Annotated in this window: 25 protein-coding genes; all 25 read left to right on the top strand. The window is 66.0% G+C overall.

What is annotated here, in order from left to right; genetic code table 11:
* Positions 1-464 precede the first annotated feature (464 nt).
* Positions 465-839, top strand: coding sequence for a 30S ribosomal protein S12 (gene rpsL, locus ACIBEJ_RS17500; protein ID WP_020542315.1), 375 nt, complete (start codon positions 465-467; stop codon positions 837-839).
* Between the two features lie 2 nt (positions 840-841).
* Positions 842-1,312, top strand: a complete 471-nt coding sequence (gene rpsG, locus ACIBEJ_RS17495) for a 30S ribosomal protein S7 (RefSeq protein ID WP_184958080.1) — start codon at positions 842-844, stop codon at positions 1,310-1,312.
* Between the two features lie 36 nt (positions 1,313-1,348).
* Positions 1,349-3,448 (top strand): elongation factor G, encoded by a 2,100-nt coding sequence (fusA, locus tag ACIBEJ_RS17490; protein WP_397183750.1) that lies wholly within the window; start codon positions 1,349-1,351, stop codon positions 3,446-3,448.
* Between the two features lie 116 nt (positions 3,449-3,564).
* Complete coding sequence (gene tuf / locus ACIBEJ_RS17485) at positions 3,565-4,758, top strand: elongation factor Tu (RefSeq protein WP_379614540.1); 1,194 nt, start codon at positions 3,565-3,567, stop codon at positions 4,756-4,758.
* Positions 4,759-5,025: 267 nt separating this feature from the next.
* Entirely contained in the window at positions 5,026-5,334 is a 309-nt protein-coding gene (rpsJ, locus tag ACIBEJ_RS17480) for a 30S ribosomal protein S10 (protein WP_012887830.1), read from the top strand.
* A 14-nt stretch (positions 5,335-5,348) separates the two neighbouring features.
* The gene (gene rplC, locus ACIBEJ_RS17475; protein WP_397183749.1) at positions 5,349-6,002 is read left to right on the top strand and encodes a 50S ribosomal protein L3; all 654 of its coding nucleotides are present in this window, start codon (positions 5,349-5,351) and stop codon (positions 6,000-6,002) included.
* Positions 5,999-6,655, top strand: coding sequence for a 50S ribosomal protein L4 (gene rplD, locus ACIBEJ_RS17470; RefSeq protein WP_397183748.1), 657 nt, complete (start codon positions 5,999-6,001; stop codon positions 6,653-6,655). Before rplC ends, rplD begins: the two co-directional genes overlap by 4 nt.
* On the top strand, positions 6,655-6,957 hold the full coding sequence (gene rplW / locus ACIBEJ_RS17465) for a 50S ribosomal protein L23 (RefSeq protein ID WP_397183747.1): 303 nt from the start codon (positions 6,655-6,657) through the stop codon (positions 6,955-6,957). Before rplD ends, rplW begins: the two co-directional genes overlap by 1 nt.
* A 90-nt stretch (positions 6,958-7,047) precedes the next feature.
* On the top strand, positions 7,048-7,884 hold the full coding sequence (rplB, locus tag ACIBEJ_RS17460) for a 50S ribosomal protein L2 (protein WP_379570559.1): 837 nt from the start codon (positions 7,048-7,050) through the stop codon (positions 7,882-7,884).
* 11 nt (positions 7,885-7,895) lie between these two features.
* On the top strand, positions 7,896-8,174 hold the full coding sequence (gene rpsS / locus ACIBEJ_RS17455; protein ID WP_030451498.1) for a 30S ribosomal protein S19: 279 nt from the start codon (positions 7,896-7,898) through the stop codon (positions 8,172-8,174).
* Between the two features lie 29 nt (positions 8,175-8,203).
* A complete protein-coding gene (gene rplV / locus ACIBEJ_RS17450; protein WP_397183746.1) occupies positions 8,204-8,557 on the top strand; it encodes a 50S ribosomal protein L22 in 354 nt (117 codons plus the stop codon).
* Complete coding sequence (gene rpsC / locus ACIBEJ_RS17445) at positions 8,557-9,411, top strand: 30S ribosomal protein S3 (RefSeq protein WP_397183745.1); 855 nt, start codon at positions 8,557-8,559, stop codon at positions 9,409-9,411. The genes rplV and rpsC overlap by 1 nt, the downstream gene beginning before the upstream one ends.
* 2 nt (positions 9,412-9,413) lie before the next feature.
* On the top strand, positions 9,414-9,833 hold the full coding sequence (gene rplP / locus ACIBEJ_RS17440; protein WP_397183744.1) for a 50S ribosomal protein L16: 420 nt from the start codon (positions 9,414-9,416) through the stop codon (positions 9,831-9,833).
* A complete protein-coding gene (gene rpmC, locus ACIBEJ_RS17435; RefSeq protein WP_157252530.1) occupies positions 9,833-10,072 on the top strand; it encodes a 50S ribosomal protein L29 in 240 nt (79 codons plus the stop codon). The genes rplP and rpmC overlap by 1 nt, the downstream gene beginning before the upstream one ends.
* On the top strand, positions 10,065-10,346 hold the full coding sequence (rpsQ, locus tag ACIBEJ_RS17430; protein WP_397183743.1) for a 30S ribosomal protein S17: 282 nt from the start codon (positions 10,065-10,067) through the stop codon (positions 10,344-10,346). Before rpmC ends, rpsQ begins: the two co-directional genes overlap by 8 nt.
* A gap of 209 nt (positions 10,347-10,555) precedes the next feature.
* Entirely contained in the window at positions 10,556-10,927 is a 372-nt protein-coding gene (gene rplN, locus ACIBEJ_RS17425) for a 50S ribosomal protein L14 (RefSeq protein ID WP_090769698.1), read from the top strand.
* Positions 10,928-10,939: 12 nt separating this feature from the next.
* Positions 10,940-11,236, top strand: a complete 297-nt coding sequence (rplX, locus tag ACIBEJ_RS17420; RefSeq protein ID WP_397184321.1) for a 50S ribosomal protein L24 — start codon at positions 10,940-10,942, stop codon at positions 11,234-11,236.
* Positions 11,236-11,811, top strand: coding sequence for a 50S ribosomal protein L5 (rplE, locus tag ACIBEJ_RS17415; RefSeq protein ID WP_397183742.1), 576 nt, complete (start codon positions 11,236-11,238; stop codon positions 11,809-11,811). The genes rplX and rplE overlap by 1 nt, the downstream gene beginning before the upstream one ends.
* Positions 11,812-11,814: 3 nt before the next feature.
* On the top strand, positions 11,815-12,000 hold the full coding sequence (locus ACIBEJ_RS17410) for a type Z 30S ribosomal protein S14 (RefSeq protein WP_020542298.1): 186 nt from the start codon (positions 11,815-11,817) through the stop codon (positions 11,998-12,000).
* A 168-nt stretch (positions 12,001-12,168) separates the two neighbouring features.
* A complete protein-coding gene (gene rpsH / locus ACIBEJ_RS17405) occupies positions 12,169-12,567 on the top strand; it encodes a 30S ribosomal protein S8 (protein WP_397183741.1) in 399 nt (132 codons plus the stop codon).
* 16 nt (positions 12,568-12,583) lie between these two features.
* Positions 12,584-13,126 (top strand): 50S ribosomal protein L6, encoded by a 543-nt coding sequence (gene rplF / locus ACIBEJ_RS17400; RefSeq protein WP_397183740.1) that lies wholly within the window; start codon positions 12,584-12,586, stop codon positions 13,124-13,126.
* A gap of 2 nt (positions 13,127-13,128) precedes the next feature.
* Positions 13,129-13,512 (top strand): 50S ribosomal protein L18, encoded by a 384-nt coding sequence (gene rplR, locus ACIBEJ_RS17395; protein ID WP_397183739.1) that lies wholly within the window; start codon positions 13,129-13,131, stop codon positions 13,510-13,512.
* Positions 13,513-13,564: 52 nt separating this feature from the next.
* Complete coding sequence (gene rpsE / locus ACIBEJ_RS17390; protein WP_397183738.1) at positions 13,565-14,197, top strand: 30S ribosomal protein S5; 633 nt, start codon at positions 13,565-13,567, stop codon at positions 14,195-14,197.
* Positions 14,198-14,199: 2 nt separating this feature from the next.
* Positions 14,200-14,382: a 50S ribosomal protein L30 gene (gene rpmD, locus ACIBEJ_RS17385; RefSeq protein WP_020542293.1), complete on the top strand. Its 183-nt coding sequence runs from the start codon at positions 14,200-14,202 to the stop codon at positions 14,380-14,382.
* 2 nt (positions 14,383-14,384) lie between these two features.
* Positions 14,385-14,840: a 50S ribosomal protein L15 gene (rplO, locus tag ACIBEJ_RS17380; RefSeq protein ID WP_397183737.1), complete on the top strand. Its 456-nt coding sequence runs from the start codon at positions 14,385-14,387 to the stop codon at positions 14,838-14,840.
* The last annotated feature ends 48 nt before the right edge of the window (positions 14,841-14,888 follow it).

Below are 14,888 nucleotides of genomic sequence, written 5' to 3'. Positions count from 1 at the left end.
TGTGCCGGGCGTGAGCTGTCGGTGGCCGGTGGGGTCAGGGAGTGAGGGTGCGTGGCTTTTGGGTGGGTGTTCAGGCCCTGGTGGGGGTGGGCTTGCCGTACCCGCGTAGAAGGTTGGTGTAAGGAGGGCAGAACAGTAGCCCGGAGCGGGTAAACTTGGCGCGGAGTCTGCTACTGACCACGGCGCGAAACATATCGACGCGCAGCCGTTTTGACGTGCTGCGCGGGGCTAGGTAGTCTTGCCCTTCGTGCCCGTGTATTCATGGGCTCTCACGCGTGCGCTCGCAACGGCGCAGCGTGGCCTCCCCCTGGCGTTCTTCTGCGCGGGAGTGTGGCTCTGTAAGAGCGCGACACGCCCGACCGCGTGGGTCGAAGCAGGGGAGAAAACAGCAGGTCATGACACCGGCAGTACCTGCGAAAAGCACAACCTGACGTATCACCGGCTTAGGCACGAACGGAGTGGCAGTGCCCACTATTCAGCAGTTGGTCCGCAAGGGCCGGCAGGACAAGGTCTCCAAGACCAAGACTCCTGCCCTCAAGGGGAGTCCGCAGCGTCGCGGCGTCTGCCAGCGCGTCTACACCACGACCCCCAAGAAGCCCAACTCGGCACTGCGCAAGGTGGCCCGTGTCCGGCTCACCAACGGCATCGAGGTCACGGCTTACATCCCGGGTGTGGGCCACAACCTGCAGGAGCACTCCATCGTGCTCGTGCGTGGCGGTCGTGTGAAGGACCTGCCGGGTGTTCGCTACAAGATCATCCGCGGCTCGCTCGACACTCAGGGCGTTCGTAACCGCAAGCAGGCCCGTAGCCGCTACGGCGCGAAGAAGGAGAAGAGCTAACTATGCCTCGCAAGGGTTCTCCTGGCCGTCGTCAGCTCATGTCTGACCCGGTTTACAGCTCGCCCCTGGTTACCGCCCTGATCAACAAGGTGCTGCTGGACGGCAAGCGCTCCATCGCGCAGTCGATCGTCTACGGCGCCCTCGAGGGCTGCAAGGACAAGACCGGCAACGACCCGGTCATCACGCTCAAGCGTGCCCTCGACAACGTCAAGCCCACTCTTGAGGTCCGCAGCCGCCGTGTCGGTGGCGCGACCTACCAGGTCCCGGTCGAGGTGCGCGCCTCGCGCAGCACCACCCTGGCCCTGCGTTGGCTGGTGCAGTACTCCCGCGCCCGCCGCGAGAAGACCATGACCGAGCGCCTCATGAACGAGCTCCTCGACGCCAGCAACGGCCTGGGGGCGAGTGTCAAGAAGCGCGAGGACACCCACAAGATGGCCGAGTCCAACAAGGCCTTCGCCCACTACCGCTGGTAACAGCGGGTTCGACGAGACGACGAGGACGCGAGAGAAGTGGCCGCAACGACCGCTCTTGACCTGGCCAAGGTCCGCAACATTGGGATCATCGCCCATATCGATGCGGGCAAGACCACGACGACCGAGCGCATCCTGTTCTACACCGGCATCAACTACAAGATCGGTGAGGTCCACGATGGCGCTGCCACCATGGACTGGATGGAGCAGGAGCAGGAGCGCGGCATCACGATCACGTCCGCCGCGACGACTGCCGAGTGGGATGGTCACACGATCAACCTGATCGACACCCCTGGCCACGTCGACTTCACCATCGAGGTTGAGCGCAACCTGCGCGTCCTCGACGGTGCGGTCACCGTGTTCGACGGTGTCGCGGGTGTCGAACCGCAGTCCGAGACGGTGTGGCGGCAGGCTGACCGCTACGGCGTCCCGCGCATCTGCTTCGTCAACAAGATGGACCGCGTCGGCGCGGAGTTCCACCGCTGCGTCGACATGATGGTCAGCCGCCTGGCGGCGACGCCGGCGGTCGTCCAGCTTCCGTGGGGTGTCGAGGCCGGCTTCAAGGGCGTCATCGACCTCATCCGGATGAAGGGCCTGCTCTGGAGCGAGGAGGCGGCCAAGGGCGAGATGTACGACATCGTCGACATCCCGGCCGACCACGCCGAGATCGCTCGCGAGTGGCGCGACAAGCTGGTCGAGACCATCGCCGAGAACGACGACGAGCTGATGGAGCTCTTCCTCGAGGCTCAGGAGCCGACCGAGGAGCAGCTGATCGCGGCCATCCGCCGCGCGACCCTCAGCGGTTCCGTCAACCCGGTCCTGACCGGCACCGCGTTCAAGAACAAGGGCGTGCAGCCCCTGCTCGACGCGATCGTCGCCTACCTCCCGGCGCCGACCGACATCCCCGCCTTCAAGGGGCACGCGGTCGGCAACGAGGACGAGGTGATCGAGCGTCACGCGGACGCGGACGAGCCGTTCGCCGCGCTGGCGTTCAAGATCATGAGCGACCCGCACCTGGGCAAGCTGACCTACCTGCGCATCTACTCGGGCACGCTCGACACGGGCTCGACGGTGCTCAACTCGGTCAAGGGCCGCAAGGAGCGCATCGGCAAGATCTACCAGATGCACGCCAACAAGCGTGAGGAGCGCCCGTCGGCGCACGCTGGTCAGATCGTCGCCGTCATGGGCCTGAAGGACACCACGACCGGTCACACCCTGTGTGACGTGGCCAACCCGGTGGTCCTGGAGTCCATGAACTTCCCCGCGCCGGTCATCAACGTGGCCGTCGAGCCGAAGACCAAGGGCGACCAGGACAAGCTCAGCACCGCCATCCAGCGCCTCGCCGAGGAGGACCCGACCTTCCGCGTCCAGCGTGACGAGGAGACCGGTCAGACGATCCTCTCCGGCATGGGTGAGCTCCACCTGGAGATCATGATCGACCGCATGAAGCGGGAGTTCAAGGTCGACGCCAACATCGGCCGTCCGCAGGTGGCCTACCGGGAGACCATCCGCCGCAAGGTGGAGAAGGTCGACTACACCCACAAGAAGCAGACCGGTGGTTCCGGCCAGTTCGCGCGGGTCATCATCAACCTCGAGCCGCTCGGCGAAGGCAACGACGGTTACGAGTTCGAGAACAAGGTCTCTGGTGGCCGCGTTCCGAGGGAGTACATCCCCTCGGTCGACGCCGGTGCCCAGGAAGCCGCCGAGTTCGGCGTGCTGGCCGGTTACCCGATGGTCGGCGTGAAGGTGACGCTGACCGACGGCGCCGCCCACGACGTCGACTCCTCGGAAATGGCCTTCAAGATCGCTGGCTCGATGGCCTTCAAGGAGGCCGCGCGCAAGGCGGACGCCGTACTTCTCGAGCCGATGATGGCCGTCGAGGTCACCACGCCCGAGGACTACATGGGTGACGTCATCGGTGACCTCAACGGTCGCCGCGGGCAGATCCAGTCGATGGACGAGCGCGCAGGCGCCCGCGTCATCACCGCCCTGGTTCCGCTGTCCGAGATGTTCGGCTACGTGGGCGACCTGCGTAGCAAGACGCAGGGCCGCGCGAGCTACAGCATGCAGTTCGACTCCTACGCGGAGGTGCCGCCCGGCATCGCCAAGGAGATCGTCGCGAAGGCCCGGGGCGAGTAGCACAAACCCCGGAGTCCCTGGTGAGGCGGTGCGAGCCGCCTCACCGCCCAGGGGCCGGGTAACTTCCCGGGCCCGAGTGTGAAGTAAGTCAGTCAGATTCTCTAAGGAGAGAACCAGTGGCTAAGGCCAAGTTCGAGCGGACTAAGCCGCACGTGAACATCGGCACCATTGGGCACATCGACCACGGCAAGACCACTCTGACCGCGGCGATCACCCAGGTGCTGCACAAGCGCTTCCCCGAGATCAACGAGGCGACCCCGTTCGACAAGATCGACAAGGCGCCCGAGGAGAAGGCTCGTGGCATCACGATCTCGATCGCGCACGTCGAGTACCAGACCGAGAAGCGCCACTACGCTCACGTGGACTGCCCCGGTCACGCCGACTACGTGAAGAACATGATCACCGGTGCCGCCCAGATGGACGGCGCCATCCTGGTGGTCGCGGCGACCGACGGTCCGATGCCCCAGACGAAGGAGCACGTCCTCCTGGCCCGCCAGGTCGGCGTTCCCTACATCGTCGTGGCGCTCAACAAGTCCGACATGGTGGACGACGAGGAGATCCTGGAGCTCGTCGAGCTCGAGGTTCGTGAGCTCCTGTCCGCTCAGGAGTTCCCCGGCGACGACCTCCCCGTGGTCCGCGTCTCCGCGCTCAAGGCGCTGGAGGGCGACACCAAGTGGGAGGACAGCATCATCGAGCTGATGACCGCTGTCGACGAGAACGTCCCCGAGCCGGTCCGTGAGACGGACAAGCCGTTCCTGATGCCGGTCGAGGATGTCTTCTCGATCACGGGTCGCGGCACCGTCGTCACCGGTCGTATCGAGCGCGGTGTGGTCAAGGTCAACGAGACCGTCGACATCATCGGCATCAAGGAAGACAAGACCACCACCACGGTCACCGGTGTCGAGATGTTCCGCAAGCTGCTCGACGAGGGCCAGGCCGGTGACAACGTCGGTCTGCTCCTGCGTGGCATCAAGCGCGAGGACGTCGAGCGCGGTCAGTGTGTCATCAAGCCGGGCACCACGACCCCGCACACCGAGTTCGAGGCCCAGGTCTACATCCTGGGCAAGGACGAGGGCGGTCGCCACACGCCGTTCTTCAACAACTACCGCCCGCAGTTCTACTTCCGTACGACTGACGTGACCGGCGTGGTGAACCTCCCCGAGGGCACCGAGATGGTCATGCCGGGCGACAACACCGAGATGCGCGTTGAGCTGATCCAGCCCATCGCCATGGAGGACGGTCTGAAGTTCGCGATCCGTGAGGGTGGCCGCACCGTCGGCGCCGGTCGCGTGACGAAGATCCTCAAGTAGCACGATCGCCGGGGCGGCGGTCGGCCTCATCACCGGGGCCGGCCGCCGACTCGCGAAAGCTCCACCACGGCTCCACGCAACACCGTGATCTCGCAGTGGCTTCGGACGACCGCAGGTTGTGACCGAAGTAACTGCCGGATCACGGAAGAAAACAGCAGATCGTATGCGTCTGCTACGTGGGGTTATCGGGCGGTTTCGCCCGTATGAACAGCGGCAACAGGCCGCACGATACTTTTTCAGACGACAGCGAAGGACACCGAGGCCACTATGGCGGGACAGAAGATCCGCATCCGGCTTAAGGCCTATGACCACGAGGTCATCGACAGCTCGGCCAAGAAGATCGTCGAGACGGTGACGCGGACTGGCGCGAAGGTCGCGGGCCCGGTGCCGCTGCCGACCGAGAAGAACGTGTACTGCGTCATCCGCTCGCCGCACAAGTACAAGGACAGCCGCGAGCACTTCGAGATGCGCACGCACAAGCGGCTGATTGACATCATCGACCCGACGCCCAAGACCGTCGACTCGCTCATGCGACTCGACCTCCCCGCGGGCGTTGACATTTCGATCAAGCTCTGAGGGAACGCACTGACATGGCTAAGACGATCAAGGGCGTCCTGGGCAAGAAGCTCGGCATGACCCAGGTCTTCGACGCGGACAACCGGATGGTTCCGGTGACCGTGGTCGAGGCCGGTCCGTGCGTGGTGACCCGCGTCCGCACCGCTGAGAAGGACGGCTACTCCGCCGTTCAGCTCGGCTTCGGACAGGTCGACCCCCGGAAGGTCAACAAGCCGCTCGGCGACTACCTGCGTAAGCACGACATCACCCCGCGCCGTTACTTCGCGGAGATCCGCACCGACGACGCGAGCGACTACACCCTGGGCCAGGAGCTGCTGGCTGACACCTTCGAGGCCGGCCAGTTCGTCGACGTGACGGGCAAGAGCAAGGGCAAGGGCTTCGCCGGTGTCATGAAGCGTCACGGCTTCGGCGGTCTGGGTGCCTCGCACGGTACGCAGCGCAAGCACCGCTCGCCGGGTTCCATCGGTGGCTGCGCCACCCCGGGCCGCGTATTCAAGGGTCTTCGCATGGCTGGTCGGATGGGTAACGTCCGCACCACCGTGCAGAGCCTCAAGGTTCACGCCGTGGACGCCGAGAAGGGCCTCATCCTGATCAAGGGTGCGATCCCCGGCGCCAACGGCAGCCTGGTCCTCGTCCGTACCGCTGCCAAGAAGGGGGCTGCCAAGTGAGCACCACTATTGACGTCCTCGACGCCAGCGGCGCGAAGACCGGCACGGTCGACCTCCCCGAGGACATCTTCGGGGCCAAGGTCAACGTTCCGCTGATCCACCAGGTGGTCGTGGCCCAGCTCGCCGCTCGCCGGCAGGGCACCCACAAGGCCAAGACCCGTGGTGAGGTCAGCGGTGGCGGCAAGAAGCCTTACCGCCAGAAGGGCACCGGCCGCGCCCGTCAGGGTTCGACCCGCGCGCCCCAGTTCGCCGGCGGTGGCGTCGTCCACGGTCCGGTTCCGCGCGACTACTCGCAGCGGACCCCGAAGAAGATGAAGGCCGCCGCCCTGCGTGGCGCCCTGTCCGACCGGGCGTCCGGCAACCGCGTACACGTGGTCAGCACGCTGGTCACGGGGGAGACCCCGAAGACCAAGGCCGCCCTCGAGGCGCTGCGTAAGATCACCCAGTCCGCCCGCGTCCTCGTCGTGGTCGACGAGGCCGACGAGCTGACCTGGCTGAGCCTGCGCAACGCTCCGGAGGTCCACCTGCTGGACGCCGGGCAGCTGAACACCTACGACGTGCTCGTCCACGACGACGTGGTCTTCACGCAGGAGGCCTACGACCAGGTCGTCGCGCGGCTTTCGGTCGAGTCGAGCAAGAAGGAAGACGCCTGATGGAGAAGATCGCCGACCCGCGCGACGTCATCATCAAGCCGGTCGTCTCCGAGAAGAGCTACGGCCTGATCGATGAGCACAACAAGTACACGTTCCTGGTGCGCAAGACCGCGAACAAGACTCAGGTGAAGATCGCCGTCGAGCAGATCTTCGGGGTCAAGGTCACCAGCGTGAACACCATCAACCGGCAGGGCAAGCGCAAGCGCACCCGCACCGGGTTCGGCAAGCGTCCCGACACCAAGCGCGCGATTGTGAGCCTGGTCGAGGGCGATCGGATCGACATCTTCGGTCAGATCGGCTAGTGCTCGCCGTACATAGCTAGAAAAGGGCGAACCGCCGCACTTTTGTGCGGCGGGCTCTCCCATGTAACCGACAAAGGATGAACGAAAAAGATGGGCATCCGTAAGTACAAGCCGACGACCCCGGGTCGCCGCGGCTCGAGTGTCTCGGACTTCTCCGAGATCACCCGCAGCACGCCCGAGAAGTCGCTGCTTGCGCCCCTTCACAGCAAGGGCGGCCGCAACGTACACGGCCGGGTCACCGCGCGCCACCAAGGCGGCGGTCACAAGCGCGCCTACAGGATCATCGACTTCCGCAGGCATGACAAGGACGGCATCCCGGCCAAGGTCGCTCACATCGAGTACGACCCCAACCGGACCGCCAACATCGCTCTGCTGCACTACGCCGACGGTGAGAAGCGCTACATCATCGCTCCCACCGGCCTCAAGCAGGGCGACCGGATCGAGAACGGCCCCTCGGCCGACATCAAGCCGGGCAACTGCCTGCCGCTGCGCAACATCCCGACCGGTACCTTCATCCACGCGGTGGAGCTCCGCCCGGGCGGTGGCGCCAAGCTGGGTCGTTCCGCCGGTGCGCAGATCCAGCTCCTCGCCAAGGAGGGCCAGTACGCCACGCTGCGTATGCCGTCCGGCGAGATGCGCATGGTCGACGTGCGTTGCCGCGCGACTGTCGGTCAGGTGGGCAACGCCGAGCAGGCCAACATCAACTGGGGCAAGGCCGGACGTATGCGGTGGAAGGGCAAGCGCCCGACCGTCCGTGGTGTCGCGATGAACCCCGTCGACCACCCGCACGGTGGTGGTGAGGGTAAGACCTCCGGTGGTCGCCACCCGGTCAACCCCAAGGGCAAGCCCGAGGGCCGTACCCGTCAGGCGAACAAGGCCAGTGACAGGCTGATCATCCGCCGTCGGTCCAAGAGGAAGAAGCGGTAGGAGCAGCCACAATGCCACGTAGCCTTAAGAAGGGCCCCTTCGTGGACGACCACCTTCAGAAGAAGGTGGACGCCCAGAACGAGAAGGGCACCAAGAACGTCATCAAGACGTGGTCGCGCCGGTCCATGATCGTGCCCGACATGCTCGGTCACACGATCGCCGTGCACGACGGCCGCAAGCACGTCCCGGTGTTCGTCACCGAGTCGATGATCGGCCACAAGCTCGGCGAGTTCGCGCCGACGCGGACGTTCCGCAGCCACGTCAAGGAAGACCGCCGCAGCCGGCGATAAACAGCCTTCAGAAGTAAGAGGAGTAAGCGATGGAAGCCAGGGCTCAGGCGCGGTTCGTCCGTGTCACGCCCCTCAAGGCCCGCCGCGTGGTGGACCTTATTCGCGGGCTGCCCGCTTCGGAGGCGCAGGCCGTGCTGCAGTTCGCTCCCCAGGCGGCGAGCGAGCCGATCTACAAGGTGCTCTCGAGCGCGATGGCGAACGCCGAGCACAACTTCAAGCTCGACCCCGAGACGCTCGTCGTGAGCCGCGCGTGGGTCGACGAGGGCCCGACGCTGAAGCGGTTCCGTCCGCGTGCCCAGGGTCGCGCCTATCGGATCAACAAGCGGACGAGCCACATCACCGTGATCGTGGAGTCCCGCGAGCCGAAGGGAAGGACCCGATAGTGGGCCAGAAGGTTAACCCGCACGGGTTCCGCCTCGGCATCACGACCGACTTCAAGAGCCGGTGGTACGCCGACAAGCTGTACAAGTCCTACGTCGCCGAGGACGTGTCGATCCGTCGCATGCTGCAGAAGGGCATGGAGCGGGCCGGCATCTCCAAGGTCGAGATCGAGCGCACGACGGACCGCGTGCAGGTGGACATCCACACCGCGCGTCCCGGCATCGTCATCGGCCGCCGCGGCGCCGAGGCGGACCGCATCCGTGGCGACCTGGAGAAGCTGACCAAGAAGCAGGTCCAGCTCAACATCCTCGAGGTCAAGAACCCGGAGATCGACGCTCAGCTGGTGGCTCAGGCCGTCGCCGAGCAGCTTTCCAGCCGTGTCTCGTTCCGCCGCGCCATGCGCAAGGCGATGCAGTCGGCCATGAAGTCCGGCGCCAAGGGCATCCGTGTCCAGTGCTCCGGTCGTCTGGGCGGCGCCGAGATGTCCCGGTCGGAGTTCTACCGCGAGGGTCGCGTGCCGCTGCACACCCTTCGCGCGGACATCGACTACGGCTTCTACGAGGCCCGCACGACCTTCGGCCGCATCGGCGTGAAGGTCTGGATCTACAAGGGCGAGGCTCCGACCAGCCGCGCCGAGCGTGAGGCGGCTGCCGCCGGTGCTCGCGCCGGCCAGCGTCGTGAGCGCGACGACCGTCGTGGTGGCGGCGGCGACCGTCCGCGTCGTGGTGGTGGCGCCGGTGGCGCCCGCCGTGGCGGCGGCGGTGGCCGTGGCGACCGCGCCCCCCGCACCGAGGCGGCCGCACAGGCCGCCCCCGAGACCGGCCCGGCTGCGCAGCCGGGTGCTGAAGGGAGCTGACCATGCTGATCCCGCGCAGGGTCAAGCACCGCAAGCAGCACCGGCCTGACCGCAGCGGAGCCGCCAAGGGCGGCACGAGGGTCACTTTCGGCGAGTTCGGCATTCAGGCGATTGAGCACTCCTACGTGACCAACCGCCAGATCGAGTCCGCGCGTATCGCCATGACCCGTCACATCCGCCGTGGCGGCAAGGTGTGGATCAACATCTACCCCGACCGTCCCCTCACCAAGAAGCCCGCCGAGACCCGCATGGGTTCCGGTAAGGGTTCGCCGGAGTGGTGGATCGCCAACGTCAAGCCCGGACGCGTGATGTTCGAGCTTTCGGGTGTCGCCGAGCCGGTGGCTCGTGAGGCGCTCAAGCGCGCGATCCACAAGCTTCCGATGAAGTGCAAGATCGTCAAGCGTGAAGTGGGTGAGGCGTGATGGCCAAGAGCCTGACCGCCGGCGAGCTGCGGGTGGAGGACCAGGACACCCTGGTCCAGAAGCTCAAGGAGGCCAAGGAGGAGCTGTTCAACCTCCGCTTCCAGGCAGCGACCGGTCAGTTGGAGAGCCACGGGCGGCTGCGCGCCGTCCGCCGCGAGATCGCCCGCATCTACACCGTGATGCGCGAGCGCGAGCTCGGCATTGTCACGGTTGTTGAGAAGGAGTCGAGCGATGGCTGAGACCGAGACCACTGAGACGACGCAGCGGAGCTTCCGCAAGGTCCGCGAGGGCCTGGTCGTCAGCGACAAGATGGACAAGACCGTCGTCGTCGCTGTCGAAGACCGCGTCAAGCACCGCCTGTACGGCAAGGTCATCCGCCGTACGACCAAGTACAAGGCACACGACGAGGCCAACGCCTGTGGCGTCGGCGACCGCGTGCTGCTCATGGAGACCCGCCCGCTCTCCGCGACCAAGCGGTGGCGCGTGGTGGAGATCCTCGAGAAGGCCAAGTAAGCCGGCCTGCTCGACATATTGCGCGCCTCGTGGGGGCTGTCTCGACAGCCCCCATGACGGCGTCCAAGGACGTGGCGGCCGTACGGCTGCCGCGTCGCCTGCGGTGCGGCCTCTCCCTCCGGGGAGGGGCTGTGGCCGGGGGAACAAGACAACGACGGGTTCCGCCAGGCTCAGCTCGCTGAGAACCGGCGCGACTAACAGGAGTAACAGTGATCCAGCAGGAGTCGCGGCTCAAGGTCGCCGACAACACGGGTGCCAAGGAGATTCTCTGCATCCGCGTTCTCGGTGGCTCGGGCCGGCGCTACGCGGGTATCGGCGACATCATCGTCGCCACGGTTAAGGACGCCCTCCCCGGCAGCACGGGCGTCAAGAAGGGTGACGTGGTCAAGGCCGTCGTCGTCCGCACGGTCAAGGAGCGCCGCCGGCCTGACGGCTCCTACATCCGCTTCGACGAGAACGCCGCGGTCATCATCAAGGACAGCGGTGACCCTCGTGGCACTCGTATCTTCGGCCCGGTCGGCCGCGAGCTGCGCGACAAGAAGTTCATGCGCATCATCTCGCTCGCTCCGGAGGTGTTGTAAATGCCGAAGTCTCTGCACGTGAAGAAGGGTGACCTGGTTCAGGTCATCGCCGGCAAGGACAAGGGTGCCAAGGGCCGGGTGATCGCCTCCCTCCCGCACGAGGACCGTGTGGTGGTCGAGGGCGTCAACCTGATCAAGAAGCACTCGAAGGAGACCAACCAGGGTCCGCGTGGCGCCAAGCAGGGCGGCGTGCAGACCATGGAGGCCCCCATCCACGTGAGCAACGTGAAGAAGCTCAAGGACGACAAGCCCGCCGACAAGAAGGCCGACGAGAAGAAGGCCGACGCTTCGGAGGGTGAGGACAGCTGATGACTGCCACGACCACCGAGACCGAGCGCCCGACGCCGCGCCTCAAGACGAAGTACCGCGAGGAGATCATCGCGAAGCTTCGTGAGGAGTTCGGCATCGAGAACATCATGCTGGTGCCCGGCCTGACCAAGATCAAGGTCAACATGGGCGTCGGCGAGGCCGCTCGCGACTCCAAGCTGATCGAGGGCGCTGTCCGCGACCTCACGGTGATCACCGGCCAGAAGCCGGCCGTCGTTCGCGCCCGCAAGTCCATCGCGCAGTTCAAGCTGCGTGAGGGCATGCCGATCGGCGCGCACGTGACGCTCCGCGGCGACCGGATGTGGGAGTTCCTCGACAGGCTGCTGTCGCTGGCGCTGCCCCGTATCCGTGACTTCCGTGGCCTGTCGCCGAAGCAGTTCGACGGCAACGGCAACTACACCTTCGGTCTGACCGAGCAGGTCATGTTCCACGAGGTCGACCAGGACAAGGTCGACCGGCCGCGGGGCATGGACATCACGATCGTGACCACCGCGAAGAACGACGACGAGGGCCGGGCGCTGCTGAAGCTCCTCGGCTTCCCTTTCAAGGAGGCCTAAACGATGGCGAAGAAGTCGCTGATCGCCAAGGCGGGGCGCAAGCAGAAGTTCGAGGTCCGGGCCTACACCCGTTGCTCGCGCTGTGGCCGTCCCCGCGCCGTCTACAGGAAGTTCGGCCTGTGCCGTGTCTGCTTCCGCGAGATGGCGCACCGGGGCGAGCTGCCCGGCATCACCAAGTCGAGCTGGTAGGTACTCTAAGGGGCGGCCGGTTTCCGGCCGTCCCTGGAGTGCGCCAGCCGTACTTTCAGAAATATCCACATCTGGGTGCTCCGCCGGAGTGCCCGTGACCACGCCGAAGGTCCACCGGTAGAGAATCTCTTCACCGACTGGAAACCGCGGCGAGGAAGGCCGTTGGCCATGACGATGACCGACCCGATCGCAGACATGTTGACGCGTCTGCGCAATGCGAATTCGGCGTACCACGACAGCGTGACGATGCCGTATTCCAAGATCAAGGCGCACATCGCCGAGATCCTCCAGCAGGAGGGCTACATCCAGGCCTGGTCCGTAGAGGACGCGAAGGTCGGGAAGAACCTCGTGGTGGAGCTCAAGTTCGGGCCGAGCCGTGAGCGTTCGCTCGCGGGGCTGCGCCGGGTTTCCAAGCCCGGGCTGCGTGTATACGCGAAGAAGGACAACCTGCCTCGAGTTCTGGGCGGACTGGGCGTCGCGATCATCTCGACGTCCGGTGGGCTCATGACCGACAAGCAGGCCGGCAAGCGTGGCGTGGGCGGCGAAGTCCTCGCCTACGTCTGGTAGAGGGGAGGAACACAGCATGTCGCGAATCGGACGGCTGCCCATCCCTGTGCCCAGTGGCGTAGACATCACGATCACCGGCCAGGACGTCCAGGTCAAGGGCCCGAAGGGCACGCTTTCTCACAAGGTCGCCGAGCCCATTTCCGTGGCTCGCGCCGAAGACGGGACCATCTCGGTCTCCCGTCCCAATGACGAGAACAAGGTCCGTGCGCTGCACGGCCTGTCTCGCACGCTCATCGCCAACATGGTGCAGGGCGTCACCCAGGGCTACTCGAAGAGCCTTGAGATCGTCGGTGTCGGCTACCGCGTCCAGGCCAAGGGCCCGGCGCAGCTCGAGTTCTCGCTCGGCTTCAGCCACCCGGTGATCGTCGACGCTCCCGAGGGTGTCACCTTCCGCGTCGAGAAGCCGACGCTGTTCCACGTGGACGGCATCGACAAGCAGAAGGTCGGCGAGGTCGCCGCGAACATCCGCAAGCTGCGCAAGCCTGACCCGTACAAGGGCAAGGGTGTGCGGTACCAGGGCGAGCAGATCCGCCGCAAGGTCGGAAAGGCTGGTAAGTAGGCATGGCTGGCAAGACTGCGTTCAGCAAGCACACGGCTGCCCGCACCGTCTCGCGGGCCCGCCGTCACGGCCGCGTCCGCAAGAAGGTCGTCGGTACGGCGGAGCGTCCGCGCCTCGTCGTCAACCGCTCGACCCGGCACCTGTTCGTCCAGATCGTGGACGACTCCAAGGGTCACACGCTGGTCAGCGCCTCGACCATGGACGCCACGCTGCGTTCGGCCGAGGGCGACAAGACCGCCAAGGCCAAGAAGGTCGGCGAGCTCCTCGCTCAGCGGGCCAAGGATGCCGGTATCACCGCTGTCGTGTTCGACCGTGGTGGTAACCGCTACGCGGGCCGTATCGCCGCTCTGGCGGACAGCGCCCGCGAGGGCGGGCTCGAGTTCTGATGAGGAACCGAGGATCGCAACTGATGGCAACAGCTGAGAAGAGGAACCACTGATGGCTGCAGCTCCGCGTCGCGGTGGCGGCACCGGTGGCGAGCGGCGGGACCGTCGTGACGACCGCCGCGGTGGCGCCGCCGACAAGGGCGTTTCGTACATCGAGCGCGTAGTGAAGATCAACCGAGTGGCCAAGGTCGTGAAGGGTGGTCGTCGCTTCAGCTTCACCGCCCTGGTCGTCGTCGGTGACGGCAACGGCCTGGTCGGCGTCGGCTACGGCAAGGCCAAGGAAGTCCCCGCGGCCATCGCCAAGGGTGTCGAGGAGGCGAAGAAGCACTTCTTCCGCGTTCCTCGCATCCAGGGCACCATTCCGCACACCGTGCAGGGCGAGGAGGCGGCCGGCGTCGTCTTCCTGCGTCCGGCCTCGGCCGGTACCGGCGTCATCGCCGGCGGTCCGGTACGCGCGGTCCTGGAGTGCGCGGGCATCCACGACGTGCTGTCCAAGTCGCTCGGCTCGGACAACCCGATCAACATCGTGCACGCCACGGTGGCGGCGCTGCGGGGTCTGTCGACTCCCGAGGCGATCGCGGCCCGTCGTGGCCTGCCGATCGAGGACGTCGCTCCCAAGGCGATGCTCAAGGCGCGCGCCGAGGGTCTCGCCGAGGCCGCCGCGGCGGCTAAGGCGGTGAGCTAGTCATGGCACGCCTGAAGATCACTCAGGTTCGCTCGAAGATCGGTGGCAAGCAGAACCAGCGTGACTCGCTGCGTTCGCTTGGCCTGAAGCGAATCGGCGACGTCGTCGTCAAGGAGGACCGTCCCGAGATCCGTGGGATGGTCGCCGTGGTGACGCACCTCGTCGAGGTGGAAGAGGTCGACTAGTCATGACTGACAAGGCTCCGCTCAAGATTCACGACCTGCGTCCGGCCCCCGGCGCCAACAAGTCGAAGGTCCGCAAGGGCCGCGGCGAGGCGTCCAAGGGCAAGACCGCCGGTCGCGGCACCAAGGGCTCGCGGGCCCGCACGACGGTTCCCCTCGGTTTCGAGGGTGGCCAGGTGCCGCTGCAGCGCCGTCTGCCGAAGCTGAAGGGCTTCTCCAACGCGCTGTTCAAGACGACCTACCAGGTTGTCAACCTGGACAAGCTCGGCGAGCTGTTCCCCGACGGTGGCGAGGTCACCGTCGAGACGCTGGTCGCCAAGGGTGCCGTCCGCAAGAACCAGCCGGTGAAGGTCCTCGGCACGGGTGAGATCTCCGTCGCGGTGAACGTGCAGGCTCACGCCTTCTCGGGTTCCGCCAAGGAGAAGATCACCGCTGCCGGTGGGTCCGTTACCGAGCTGTAAGACCGCTATGACGAGGCGTGGGGGCCCTTACCATGGGCCCCCACGCCC

The organism is Nonomuraea sp. NPDC050790 (assembly GCF_044456745.1).
Classification (GTDB): Bacteria; Actinomycetota; Actinomycetes; order Streptosporangiales; family Streptosporangiaceae; genus Nonomuraea.
This window is presented reverse-complemented; position numbering and strand designations above follow the sequence as displayed.